The sequence below is a fragment of the Paenibacillus yonginensis genome (assembly GCF_001685395.1).
In the GTDB taxonomy this organism is placed as follows: Bacteria; Bacillota; Bacilli; order Paenibacillales; family Paenibacillaceae; genus Fontibacillus; species Fontibacillus yonginensis.
Genome location: NZ_CP014167.1, coordinates 1,023,723 through 1,036,645, shown reverse-complemented (window position 1 = coordinate 1,036,645; position 12,923 = coordinate 1,023,723). Strand labels below are relative to the sequence as shown.

Here is a 12,923-nt window from a genome sequence, read left to right as displayed (position 1 = left end):
TCGGCTAAAAAAAGGAACCCAATTTATGTATTACGGGATATTAGTCAAGATTATATATCAATAATAGGACCTCTTTCTAGTTCCGATACAGAAAAGCATAATTCCTAGGCTCATACTAGTCTTACTCTTCTGTCAGGTCTAGCTCTCTATCACAAACATCACATTTTACTTTAACCACTAGTCCTACACCTGTTGGAATAAAAATATATGCAAACTTTGCTCCTGTAGCATCAGTAGCTTTACAGGAATCCCATTCATTTATCTTTTGCTCCATTTCTTCAGTAATTTCAAAAAGCATCCTTCCACTCCTAATTTATAATTATATTTAAATGAGCTCTCCTTTATCAAATACTGATTTCGAATAAACTATATAGTATGAAAATGAAAAAGGGATGCCTATAATATGAAAGTCTTTACAGCCGAGTTATCGAGTCAGACATCTTCGGATGGCTGCAAAGACATTTAGTATTTTTTTAACAAAGACATGCTAATTAGCTTTCAAAATCATAATTATACTCTATCTCTACTTGTTGATCAGTTAACTTAATACTCTTAATTAGATCATGCAAAAGCACACGCATTGCTGCTAGACTAAAAAGTAGACATGGAGAACCGAGAATCGGGTAAAATGAATCTATCCAAATTCGAGGTGCTACCATGACGAAAAAATACGATAAAGAATTTAAACTGCAAACGATTCAGATGATCCAGGAAGAAGGGAAAGCGGTGGCGCAGGTCGCCCGCGAACTGGGGATCAGCGACAACACCCTGTATCGTTGGATGGCGGAATACAAGAAAGACGGCGCACAGGCCTTTCCAGGCAGTGGGCAACTGAAAGCCGACGATAAAGCAATGAGAGATCTTCAGAAACGCCTTCGTGATCTGGAAGAGGAGAACGACATCTTAAAAAAGGCGATGCACTACTTCGCCAAAGACCGGCGCTGATCTATGCCTTCATCCACGATCATCGCTTCAAGTGCCGAGTCTCGAAGATGTGCGAAGCCTTTGAAGTATCCCGAAGCGGCTATTACAAATGGACCCAGCGAAAAGCCAGCAAACGTGAAAAGCGACGTCGCAAGCTGGAGCGGCGGATCCGTCGTATCTTTCTAGAATCCCGTCGATTATATGGAAGCCCCAAAGTAGCAAAAGAACTGCACAAGCAGGGCATACGAGTGTCCGAGAAAACAGTCGCTCGGATCATGAAGGAGCTGGGTTTACGTTCTCGCACGGTGAAGAAATACAAGGCCACAACCAACTCGAAGCACAACCTGCCTGTCCAAGAGAACGTGTTGAACCGCGAGTTTAATCCGTCCGCTCCAAACAAGGCCTGGGTGGCTGATATTACGTATATCCCGACCGATGAGGGGTGGCTATACCTGGCAAGCATCATGGACCTGTACAGTCGTAAAATCGTTGGATTTCACATGGATGAGCGAATGACGAAAGAACTCGTGTTAACGGCGCTGGACCGCGCCCACAGCCAGCAGCGACCGTGCGAAGAGGTTCTGCATCATTCGGATCGCGGCAGCCAGTACGCTTCTCATGACTACCAGGCGCGGCTGCGCACCTACAAGATGAAAGGCAGTATGAGCCGCAAAGGGAACTGCTACGATAATGCGTGTATTGAATCGTTCCACAGTGTGCTTAAGAAAGAACTTGTCTACTTGGAGAAGTTCAAAACACGCAAGCAAGCCAAGAAACGCATTTTTGAATATATTACCTGCTTCTACAATGGAAAACGAATCCATTCCGCGATTGGGTATTCTACGCCCAATGAGTGCGAACGTATGTACCGATCTGCCGCATAATTTTCTCGATTCTTTGTGTCTACTCTATTGACAGAGGTACACATAGATCCTGGACCACCGATGTCCAATTTCCTGAATTCCTCCAAATAATGTTCTAAAGATGATGATTCAGCGATTTGGTCCATTAAACTTTCGATTTGTTTTTCCATCACTGTAATTTCCTCATCAAGCAGAAGGATATGCCGTTTAATATCAAGCATTTGCTGTTGATATGTTTCTTCATCGAAAAGATCCCGTTGTTTAAAAATATCGATCTGATCTTTTTTCCACTTATCTTTGTTTTGTTGTTTAACTTTGATCTCTTTCTGTATCCGCTCGATATCTTTACTTTTGTTCGCTACCATCACAAAGGGATCGTTGGGAAGCTTGTCCAAACGTTGTCGTACAGAGTCAAGGATTACACGCTCAAGTTCATCAGCATTCACGTTCGTCTGAGAACAAACATCCCTTCCATATTTATGGTAAGTTTTGCAGATATAATACCTATATTCCTTGGAGTTGTACGTTCTTTTCTGGCACACCATGCCTTCGTTACATTTGCCACATTTTAATATTCCAGTCAGGGGGTGATAGGCTCTTCGCGGAGCCCGATTATGACTTTTAGATAAAAGGATTCGCTGGGCAGCATAAAAGACGTCCTTTTTAATTAGAGGTTCATGAGCATCCTCCACAATCTGCCATTCAGTCTTGTTTATCTTGATTTGAACTTTCTTCTTTGACATTTTTCCATGGTCATCGTATTCTCTCTGCAATTGATTTTTCCTTGTCCCATACACTACACTTCCAATGTAAGCCTGGTTGCGAAGCAATTTATTAATTGTCTCTCGGCTCCAACGGTTCCCATTTTTTGTTTTTATGCCTTTATTATTTAAGTATTCGGCTACCTTAAAGGTACCCATTCCTTTTTCTACATAGAGCTCAAATATTTTTATTGGAATATCCTTAAAATCCGGATCGATCTCAAGTCGTTTGGATTCACGATTCACTTTATACCCAATGGGGGGTTCTCCCCCCCATTGTCCTCTGCGTGCCTTTTGCTTTCTGGCGCTGCTTACACGAGATGATATCTTTTTGGATTCTTGCTCAGAGAGAACGGATAATATGTCAAAGGTAATGTTATCCTTGTTTAAAGAATCATAGTTATCATTGATGGCTACAACCCTTACACCATATTGTTCAAACATACCGATAATGGCTGGATTTTCTTGTTTATCACGTCCAACCCGACTTACTTCTTTAAAAACAAGCAATTTAAACTGATTATTTTTAGCATCCTGAATTGCCTTTTTCATTTCAACACGGTCAAATACGCTCGTGTAGTAGCCGGATACGGCCTCATCTTTATAAATTATGACATTAGTGTAATCGTACTGCTGCCCAAGTCTGCTTATATATTCCTGACATTGACTTACTTGATTTTCAATTGAATCCCCCTGCTGATCAGTCGAGACCCGTGCATAGATTGCACATCTAATCTTTTCAAGATGCATGCTCTCACCCCTATAAAAAAACCGCTGTTACTACTCATTTATATACAACCTCAGTTTGCTTTATACGGGTTATATGTTGTTAATAAATACTCTTGAAATTATTCAGTTAGCTTTGACTTAATTGATTTTGTGCAGATTCTAACTGAGACGATTTCTCTGCAGTATTTGTATTAACTGTCACTTGTATATCCAAGCCATACTTTTGCTTCACAAACTCCGTTAATTTTATGGCTATCCAATTTGAAATCGGTTTACTACCGTAAACTTCAGTAACTGTGAATTTCAACAGTTATTCCTCCTTTAACTCTTTTTAGTGATTTATATTGGAATAAGACTTGTCCTATGTCCTTAGCCCCGAAAACAGAAAAAACCTTCATCAGATATTCTCTGTGAAGGTTTTCGCAATTTATAATTTTCTTATTTTCTTCATAGTTATCCATCTAAAATCAGATTTAACCAAACTTTTTAAATCGTTATCATCATTGGTATTAATAAAGACCTTAATATTGTGGTAGGGGTCAATCGTAGGGTATGTGAAACAACTCCAACTCATACTTGTTCTTTTTAGCAGTTGGGTTAGATACTCCACATAGTAACTTCCTGGGTTATTTAGATCAATTGTTACTATGCCATTCTTTCGCTTCTCAATTCTGAGATACATGTTACATGTTCCATGCGCTCGTAAAATTTTGCCCTTTACCCGAGCGCTATTATCTTCATTTGACAGAAGAGATAACAGTTCATCTTCATTTATATATTTCTCTGTAAGATGTGAAAAGCTACTGTTACTCCAAACAGGTTTAATCTCCTTATCAGTCACCATTTCGTAAGTTACTCTGTGCAATATCGCGTATTCTGCTAACTCTGTATTCTTACGAATGATTTTAGGGTTTCCAACTTGTGTAATTAAGTAGGTATACCATGCAGCAATGGGATTATCTTTTGGAAAACACCAGCATATTTGATCTTGACCTAGAATAAACTAATCTCATTTAGTGAATCTACAGGGAAGTTCACTCTGTCTGCTAAGGGGACAGATTTTGCAAAAGCTATAAATAAAGAAGCAGATACTAAGGGTTTGGTTGGAACTATCAGCTTTTAAGCTAGCTCCAAGACCTTTAACAAGGCTTTGCAAGGGAACATATGCGACACCTTTTACAATCATTGGAGCCACGTTAAGGGTTTCAGCTTCCCCATTGTAATATACTTTCTTGCTTCCCATTGTAAATGTGACCTTGTTGTTATTTTTGCTTACACTAATGACACCGCTGCTTGGATCATAACTGAAAGTTGCTCCTAACAGATCAGCTATTTCGCGAAGAGGAACCATGTTCGTATTTTGATAAATGATTAAATCGCTATTGAAATCGGCTCTTTTCCCATTAATAAATACACTCAGCTTAGATTTTTTGTAGGTTGGCTCTGTGGATTTGGGGGCAGAGGAACCTTTGGAAGAGCGGCTCGAAGAGTTCTTAGAAGAAGATGAAGAAGAGGATTTACTAGAACTAGAAGAAGAGCTTCCCCCACTTGGGCTTAAATTGGAGCAAGCTGTCACGCTCAGCAATGACAGGAGATAAAACCTCTTCTTCCCATTTAGCCTTTTCAGCATCAATAAATTGTTGGATCTCTTCTGTATAGCAAGTAGTTATGTACGTATAGATTTTTTAATGATTTTTTTATTGTCTTATTATCAGCAATGCGAGTGTATTGTTTTATGTCTTGATTAGCTGCCTCAAAGGTGTAACGTTCACCACATTTCCATGTTACTAGTTTTAGGTAAAGTATAAATGCAAAGGCCCGCTTCGATTGATAGTTCACTTAATGCACAAGAGTTAGCAGAAATTGAAGAAGACTTGTCTCAAGGCAGTATTGATATTTTATTTGTTTCACCTGAGCGTCTAGCAAATGAACACTTTACTTTATGAGAGATTCAGTAAATCAATACTACCTTCTATGCTGGAATAGAAAAAAGGATCGTTCTCGAGTGAGAAGATCCTTTTTTTGCTATTCGGGATCAGATTCAGACATAATCAGTCTTCTAAGATTCCTGCCGCTGCTGCTTCAGCAGATCCCGGATTTCCGTCAGCAGCATTTCTTCACGGCTTGGCACAGGGGGAGCTGCCGGTTTTTCCTCTTCTTTCTTTTTAAATCTGCCAAGCAGCTTGATGAATAGAAAAATAGACGCTGCCGTCAGCAGAAAATCAATGATTGTTTGAATCAGGTTGCCGTATGTAATTTTGGAGTCGCCAACCTCCAGAGCCAAACCCGAGAAGTTGAGCCCGCCAATGATAATACCGATAATCGGGGTAATCAGATCGTTTACGATCGAAGTCACGATTTTGCCAAAGGCCGCTCCGATCACCACGCCGATCGCCAAATCGAGCACATTTCCTTTAAAGGCAAACGCCTTAAATTCCTTCCACATAGTAAACCTTTCTCCTTATCTTTTTTATAGTAATTGTAAATGAATTTTCTCACAAAGAAAATCTATAAATTTGGTCTACGATTTCTGTTTTCCGAATAAAGATTTAATGTTACAATTAACAACGGTCCAATCTATTTAAGTGATTCCTGATTTTATTCCATTTTCAAGCTAAAAAAGGAGTTATCCATGCCTAATACAATTATTGCTAATATAGAGTTTTTTTGCCGCTGCCCTCTCCCAGAAAGTCATCTCCGCCTGGCAGGAGGATCCTGCCGGCGTCTACTGTGAAGTAGGCCGAGGGGTCGTCGAGAAATACACCGAAACCTATGTACGCATCCGGAATATCGAAACAGGCCGCAAATCGTATTATGCCCGCGAAACAACGATGTTTCAAACCATATAATTGGATTTCAGCTTACAAAACATGCAGAACCCCACTGATCCGTTAGGAGCAGCGGGGTTCTTTCTCTACACATGATTAAGAAAGCTTTTGGTTGGGTAGGACTGCTCTACTGGCGCAGCCTCGACATCATCACATATGCTTCACTCTGGATTGAACTTTTTCCTCAGATCCAACTGGTTCCAAGTTTGAGCTATTCCGCAGGCTTTTTAAAGCCCGGTAAAGTCAACATTGATCATTTGTCTTCTTTATCCTGCTCTTTGGCGTAATAGGCCAATACATCGTCCACCGTTTGAAAGAAATCGGAGGCGTCGGCCAGTTCGTTCACGGAAATCGGATTTCCTGCGGTCTCAAAATCTTCTGTCTGTGCTGCCATTGCTATTCCATCCTTTCTTGCTCCTGTTGCTCTCAACTGCTTGCTTTATTCGCTGACCTTATGTCATTACCCGATTCCGGCCAACCTAAAACGCCGCACAAGCTTTCTTGCCAAATCGCGTCTTCACTCATCTTCCAGAAACGCAAAAAACCAACCGATAAATCGGCTGGTTTAATGGTTGTTATAGGACCGGTGTCCGTTAAAAAATTGGTCCGCTTTCTCCCTATGCTCATCCGTAATCTGATTGCCCATCACCTTGATGGCGGCCAGAATCGCACCGGCACCCGCTGGTGTCCTCTTTTATCTAGGCCGGTGCTTATGGCTCTTCAGACGCTTGGATTTCCTTCAGCCAAAGCTTGTCCTGCTGGGTCAGCTCCAGCTTATCCAGCAGGTCGGGGCGGCGCTTCCAGGTACGTCTCAAAGCCTCTTTGCGGCGCCAGGCGTCAATATTGCTGTGATGGCCGCTGAGCAAAATATCCGGCACCTTCCAGCCGCGGAATTCCACCGGACGGGTATAATGCGGGTACTCCAGCAGTCCCGTGCTGAACGAATCCGTTACCGCGCTGGTCTCATTGCCGAGCACGCCCGGGAGCAAACGGATGACGCTGTCCGTCACCACCATGGCTGGGAGCTCCCCGCCTGTCAGCACATAATCGCCGACGGAGATTTCATCCGTTACCAGATGCTCGCGGATTCGTTCATCATATCCTTCGTAATGGCCGCAGATCATGATCAGATGGTCCTCACGGGCCAACTCCTCCGCTTTCGCTTGCGTAAAAGGCTCACCCTGCGGACAAAGCAAAATCACCCTTGGCGGCCGCTTGGACCCGCTCTCGCGTTGTCGCGCCTGGCCTAGAGAAGAATCGACAGCTTCCGCCAGCGTTCCTGCCGGATCAGGCACCTCTCCCTCCGGCCTCTGCTCCAAGCTCACTTTCTCCCCCGCCTGCTCGCTCAGCAGCGCTTCGACCGCCCGGAAGATCGGTTCCGGCTTCAGCACCATGCCTCCTCCTCCGCCATAGGGAGTATCGTCAACGGTGCCGTGTTTGCTTTCAGAGTAGTCTCTGAAATTGATAGCATTTAGGGAAACGATCCCCTTCTCCTGCGCTTTGCCCAAAATGCTCGTGCCAAATACGCCGGTGAACATTTCCGGAAAAAGCGTCAGCACATCTACCCGCATCGTTTACAGCAACCCTTCCATCAGATGGATTTTCACCTGTTTGGCTTGTACGTCCACGTCGAGCACTACATCATCAATAACCGGCAGCAGCAGCTGCTTGCCGTTTTTCATTTTGACTACCCAGACATCGTTGGCGCCCGGCCGCAAAATCTCCGTAATACTCCCCAGTGCTTCGCCTTCTTCTGTAATGACCTCACAGCCAATGATTTCATGGAAATAATATTCGTCCGGCTCAAGCTCAATGGTCTGATCTTTGGTTACCTTGAGATCCCAGCCTTTATATTTCTCGACTTCATTAATGTTGCCGAATTCCTTGAACTTCAGAATGAAGGTCCCTTTATTGGGGCGGGACATTTGCACCGTAACCGGTACCTGCTGGCCGGTCTCAGGATTTACGAACAGCAGGCGGTTTCCTTCCGCAAAGCGGACATCTGGAAAATCCGTGCTGGACAGTATTTTAAGCTCACCGCGAATGCCGTGTGTATTGACAATTTTGCCAACCGATAATAAAGCTTCTGACATAATACCCTCCTAAAAATAGCTTTCGATAATTCGCAGTCATCATTCTCATTCGGAGATACACAGGCGGCTCGCAGCAATGATGCTGCCAGACACCGGGCATCCCCCTGCAAATATAAAAAGTATAAGGTCCAAAATTTAAAACGACTCGACGTTATACGTTCTTATGTTTGTACGAAAAAGGGCTAGGACATACATCCTAACCCTCTTTCGTATATCTTAAGATATGATGTCCACGGTAACCCGTTTGTCCATCTTTACAGCTGCTGAAGTCACTACCGTGCGAAGCGCCTTGGCGATTCGGCCCTGCTTGCCGATCACTTTCCCCACATCATCAGGATGTACGGTCAGTTCATAAACAATCAGATTCTCTTTCTCCACGACGCTTACACGGACATCCTCCGGATGATCAACTAAAGCCTTCGCAATAACGCCGACTAATTGCTCCACAAAGGACCCTCCAAATCAGCCATTATTTTTGCAATTTGGACTCATGGAACTTCTTCATAACGCCCGCTTTGCTGAGCAAGTTGCGAACAGTATCGGAAGCTTGTGCGCCATCCTGCAACCATTTCAGAGCTTTCTCTTCATCGATATTCACTACTGCCGGTACTGTAGTCGGGTTGTAGTAACCGATTTCTTCGATAAAGCGGCCGTCACGTGGGGAACGGGAATTCGAAACCACCACACGGTAGAAAGGAGCTTTGTGAGCACCCATACGTTTCAAACGAATACGAACTGCCATTTCAACATTCACCTCCTTACAAGAATCAACACTTCAGCACTAGCTGAGTTTATCTATTTCCTTCCCCTGCCGGTTTAACGGAAAGGGAACTTCATACCCTTGCCTGCTTTGCCCTGCATGCCGCGCAGCATCTTCGCCGCTTTGCCGGATTTAGGACCGCCCATCATGTCTGAAAGCTGCTTCATCATCCGGCGCATCTCGTCGAACTGCTTGATCAGACGGTTGACATCGGCCAAATTGGAGCCGCTGCCCGCCGCAATCCGCTTGCGCCGGCTGTGGTTGATCAGATCCGGATTCTGCTTCTCTTCCTTCGTCATCGAACGAACGATGGCTTCGACGCGTCCCATTTGTTTCTCGTCAACCTTCACATCTTTCATCTGCTTCACTTTGCCCATGCCCGGGATCATGTCCATGATCTGGTCAATCGGTCCAAGCTTCTTCACCTGATCCATCTGCTCTAGGAAATCATCGAACGTAAATTCGGCATTGCGCATCTTGCGTTCCATTTCCTTAGCTTTGTCTGCGTCAATGCTCGACTGAGCTTTCTCGATCAGGGAGAGCATATCGCCCATGCCGAGAATCCGGGAAGCCATCCGCTCCGGATGGAACGGCTCAAGCGCGTCAATCTTCTCACCAAGCGATGCGAACTTGATCGGACAGCCTGTAACGGCTTTGACGGACAACGCTGCACCGCCGCGGGTATCGCCGTCCAGCTTCGTCAATACGACCCCTGTCAATTCAAGCTGGGCGTGGAAGCTCTCCGCCACATTTACCGCATCCTGACCGGTCATCGCATCGACCACCAGCAGCACCTCATCCGGCGTTACCGTAGCATGGATCTGCTTGAGCTCTTCCATCAGCTCTTCGTCCACATGCAGACGACCGGCGGTATCAATAATCAGATAATCGTTGCCGTTCTCTTTGGCCTGTTCCAAAGCTTGTCTGGCGATTTCAACCGGACTGATGCCGTCGCCCAAGGAGAACACGGGGACTTTAATCTGCTCTCCAAGCACCTGGAGCTGTTTGATGGCCGCAGGACGATAAATATCGCCGGCTACCAGCAGCGGCCGGTGATTGCCTTTGAGCAGCATCTTGGCCAGTTTGGCAGAGGTGGTGGTCTTACCGGCCCCCTGCAGGCCAGCCATCATGATGACGGTTGGCGGTTTATTGCTGCGGGCCAGCTTCGCCTGCGTGCCGCCCATCAGCTCGGTCAATTCCTTGTTGACGATATCGATGATGACCATGCCTGGAGTAAAGCTGCCCATAACCTCGCTGCCGACAGCTTTCTCTTTGACCTTGGATATGAACTCCTTAACGACTTTAAAGTTAACGTCCGCTTCCAGCAGGGCAAGCCGCACTTCGCGCATCGCTTCGTTGACGTCTTCCTCCGAAACCTTGCCTTTGCCCCTCAGCTTGCTGAATACATTCTGCAGACGTGTTGTTAAGCCTTCAAATGCCATTTCCGGTCACCTCACTTTCCTGTTTGCTATCTGTTTCTGCTGTTCATGCCTCTTATTGTAACTTAATGCTTGTTAACAGGCCAATTTCTTAAGACTGCAGCTTCAAACTATAAAGACTGCAGCTCTTTGACGATCGCAAGCGCCTGTTCTTTATCGGCGGACGAAAGCTCGCTGCCCTCAAGCAGCTTCTCAAGCCGGATGAGATCCTCATCCGCTTTCTGCTGTTTGGCCAGCAGTCCCAGCTTCTGCTCGTAAGCTTCCAGCATCTGTTCGGCCCGCTTGATATGTTCGTATACCGCCTGGCGGCTAATCTCGAATTCAGCGGCGATTTCTCCAAGCGAGAAATCGTCATGGAAATAATATTTAAGGAAGGTCTGCTGCTTCTCTGTCAGCAGAAGTTCATAAAAGTCAAATAACAAATTGACTCTGTTCGTCTTCTCCAGCCTATTCTCCTGACTCATTTCGGGCACTCCCTCCGTCAAGGAAAATCACTTTACATAGGCAATCAACGTTACTAATCATACCGAACAGCAAAGAAGATGTCAAGCGAATAACCTTAACATCTTCTTTCGCTGATCAATATGCAGTTTTTCGGAACCAGCAGCTGTTACGATCAAGATGCAAAACAGGACTTTTCCTCAATGCCACGGAAGCAGGTACAGCAAAATCGCGAGGAAATGCAGCACGCTTCCGCCAAGCACAAACAGATGCCAAACCGCATGGTGATAAGGGAAACCCCGCCATACATAAAACAAAGTTCCGAGCGTGTATAGTGCGCCTCCCACCATCAAGAGCATCATGCCAGCCGTCGGCACCGCAGCCGTAAGCTCCGGCCATATCAGCACAATCAGCCAGCCCATGCCAAGGTAGAACAACGTAGACATGAACAGGAATTTTTTTACAAAAAAGGCCTTGAACACAACGCCTACAGCGGCGATCCCCCAAACGATTCCGAACAAGGTCCAGCTCAGCGGCCCCCGGGTCGCTACTAGAAGGAAAGGCGTGTAGGTACCAGCAATAAATAAATAGATCGAAGAATGGTCAAAGATTTCAAATAAATCCTTGGCCCGGCCCTCTTTCAAGCCGTGAACAAGTGTTGAGCAGGAATACAGCAGAAGCATGCTCACCCCGTAAACCGTAAAGCTGACCACATGCCAGGCCGTCCCTTTCATGCTTGCAAAAACGATCAGCAGGACCAGCGCGGCCACACTAAGCAATGCACCAACGCCATGCGTAACCGCGTTGGCCATTTCCTCCCGCCTTGAAAATGTATGCGTATTGGCCATATTTTCGACTCCCTTCCCTTATGCTGCTTGGACGTTTGTGACGGCATCAAAATGATTAAAGGTAATCCCGGTGATGACCGGGATTACCTTACCAGCAAGACAACCCTGTATTAAACGTTGGTATTCGCAGCCTCTTCTTCATTTTCATCTTGTTCCGACTCGTCAATCAGTCCGGAGAACAGGCCATGAACAAACTGCTCCGAATCAAATTCCTGCAGATCGTCCATCTTCTCACCCAAACCGACGAATTTGACCGGCAGGCTCAGCTCCTGGCGGATCGCCACCACGATGCCGCCTTTGGCGGTTCCGTCCAGCTTGGTAAGCACCAGACCGGTCACGCCGCTTTTTTCCCCGAACAGCTTCGCCTGGCTCAGCGCATTCTGTCCGGTTGTAGCGTCCAGCACCATCAGCACTTCATGCGGGGCACCCGGAATTTCGCGCTGAATAACGCGGTAAATTTTGTTCAGCTCTTCCATCAGGTTTGTTTTGTTCTGCAGACGTCCAGCCGTATCACACAGCAAAATATCCGCGCCGCGCTGCTTCGCCGCCTGCACCGCATCAAACATAACTGCAGCCGGATCGGAACCGGCTTGCTGTTTGATCACGTCGACGCCTACCCGCTGCCCCCAAACCTCAAGCTGCTCGATGGCGCCTGCACGGAACGTATCGCCCGCCGCCATAAGCACTTTTTTGCCCTGCTGCTTGTAGCGGTGCGCGAGCTTGCCGATCGTGGTCGTTTTGCCGACGCCGTTGACGCCGACAAACAAGATGACCGTAATGCCGTCCGGGTTCATCCGGATAGAATTGTCTTCGTCCCCGCGCAGCAGTTCCCGGATCTTCTCCGACAAGATCGGCTGAAGCTCCGCTGCTTCTTCGATTTTGCGCTGCTTCACTTCCTTGCGCAGATCGTCAATCAGCTCCATGACCGTATTCACGCCTACGTCCGCGCCAATCAAAATTTCCTCCAGCTCTTCGAAGAAATCCTCATCAATCTTTTTGCGGCGGGTAACGAGCTCCGCTACTTTCTCGACGAATCCTTTACGGCTTTTCTCCAGCCCCTCTTTAAACTGCCGGGTTACGGATTCTGTCTTGGATGCAATGCTTTCTTTCAGTTTCTTGAAGAAACTCATTTATATCCTCCTACATATCTCCGCTCCACTCCCGCAGCTGCTGCGAGAGACAGGGAGCTGAGTACCATATTATTGTATCTGCTTTATCTGAAATAGGTTCCTGCCTA

At 45.9% G+C, this 12,923-nt stretch carries 15 protein-coding genes; 1 reads left to right on the top strand and 14 read right to left on the bottom strand.

The window, feature by feature from the left end; all coding sequences use genetic code 11:
- Positions 1-121: 121 nt before the first annotated feature.
- Entirely contained in the window at positions 122-298 is a 177-nt protein-coding gene (locus tag AWM70_RS23410) for a hypothetical protein (RefSeq protein WP_169823402.1), read from the bottom strand.
- A gap of 359 nt (positions 299-657) precedes the next feature.
- Here AWM70_RS23410 and AWM70_RS22580 point away from each other — a divergent pair.
- Positions 658-1,808 (top strand): IS3 family transposase gene (locus AWM70_RS22580; protein ID WP_248931314.1). Its coding sequence is split into 2 segments (ribosomal slippage): positions 658-913 and positions 913-1,808, totalling 1,152 coding nucleotides; the frame shifts between segments, so codons are not numbered across the junction.
- Here the strand turns inward: AWM70_RS22580 and AWM70_RS04755 are convergent.
- The 13 genes from AWM70_RS04755 to ftsY form a co-directional block, all read right to left on the bottom strand.
- Positions 1,727-3,298 (bottom strand): recombinase family protein, encoded by a 1,572-nt coding sequence (locus AWM70_RS04755; RefSeq protein ID WP_068694573.1) that lies wholly within the window; start codon positions 3,296-3,298, stop codon positions 1,727-1,729. The two genes, AWM70_RS22580 and AWM70_RS04755, sit on opposite strands and share 82 nt — an antisense overlap.
- Positions 3,299-3,404: 106 nt before the next feature.
- Positions 3,405-3,584: a hypothetical protein gene (locus tag AWM70_RS04750; protein WP_068694572.1), complete on the bottom strand. Its 180-nt coding sequence runs from the start codon at positions 3,582-3,584 to the stop codon at positions 3,405-3,407.
- Between the two features lie 702 nt (positions 3,585-4,286).
- Positions 4,287-4,853: a copper amine oxidase N-terminal domain-containing protein gene (locus tag AWM70_RS23070; RefSeq protein WP_237167894.1), complete on the bottom strand. Its 567-nt coding sequence runs from the start codon at positions 4,851-4,853 to the stop codon at positions 4,287-4,289.
- Between the two features lie 483 nt (positions 4,854-5,336).
- Positions 5,337-5,723 carry a large conductance mechanosensitive channel protein MscL gene (gene mscL, locus AWM70_RS04740; protein WP_068694570.1) on the bottom strand — a complete coding sequence of 129 codons (387 nt, stop codon included), beginning with the start codon at positions 5,721-5,723 and terminating at the stop codon, positions 5,337-5,339.
- 635 nt (positions 5,724-6,358) lie between these two features.
- Positions 6,359-6,499, bottom strand: coding sequence for a hypothetical protein (locus AWM70_RS23405; RefSeq protein ID WP_169823400.1), 141 nt, complete (start codon positions 6,497-6,499; stop codon positions 6,359-6,361).
- Positions 6,500-6,815: 316 nt separating this feature from the next.
- Positions 6,816-7,676, bottom strand: coding sequence for a tRNA (guanosine(37)-N1)-methyltransferase TrmD (gene trmD / locus AWM70_RS04735; RefSeq protein ID WP_068694569.1), 861 nt, complete (start codon positions 7,674-7,676; stop codon positions 6,816-6,818).
- Positions 7,677-7,679: 3 nt separating this feature from the next.
- Positions 7,680-8,198, bottom strand: a complete 519-nt coding sequence (gene rimM, locus AWM70_RS04730) for a ribosome maturation factor RimM (RefSeq protein ID WP_068694568.1) — start codon at positions 8,196-8,198, stop codon at positions 7,680-7,682.
- Between the two features lie 216 nt (positions 8,199-8,414).
- Positions 8,415-8,645 (bottom strand): KH domain-containing protein, encoded by a 231-nt coding sequence (locus AWM70_RS04725; protein WP_068694567.1) that lies wholly within the window; start codon positions 8,643-8,645, stop codon positions 8,415-8,417.
- A 22-nt stretch (positions 8,646-8,667) separates the two neighbouring features.
- A complete protein-coding gene (rpsP, locus tag AWM70_RS04720) occupies positions 8,668-8,940 on the bottom strand; it encodes a 30S ribosomal protein S16 (RefSeq protein ID WP_068694566.1) in 273 nt (90 codons plus the stop codon).
- Between the two features lie 74 nt (positions 8,941-9,014).
- A complete protein-coding gene (ffh, locus tag AWM70_RS04715; RefSeq protein ID WP_068694565.1) occupies positions 9,015-10,400 on the bottom strand; it encodes a signal recognition particle protein in 1,386 nt (461 codons plus the stop codon).
- Positions 10,401-10,507: 107 nt separating this feature from the next.
- Positions 10,508-10,861, bottom strand: coding sequence for a YlxM family DNA-binding protein (ylxM, locus tag AWM70_RS04710; RefSeq protein ID WP_068694564.1), 354 nt, complete (start codon positions 10,859-10,861; stop codon positions 10,508-10,510).
- A 177-nt stretch (positions 10,862-11,038) separates the two neighbouring features.
- Complete coding sequence (gene trhA, locus AWM70_RS04705; RefSeq protein ID WP_068694563.1) at positions 11,039-11,686, bottom strand: PAQR family membrane homeostasis protein TrhA; 648 nt, start codon at positions 11,684-11,686, stop codon at positions 11,039-11,041.
- Between the two features lie 110 nt (positions 11,687-11,796).
- On the bottom strand, positions 11,797-12,816 hold the full coding sequence (gene ftsY / locus AWM70_RS04700) for a signal recognition particle-docking protein FtsY (RefSeq protein ID WP_068694562.1): 1,020 nt from the start codon (positions 12,814-12,816) through the stop codon (positions 11,797-11,799).
- Between the last annotated feature and the right edge of the window lie 107 nt (positions 12,817-12,923).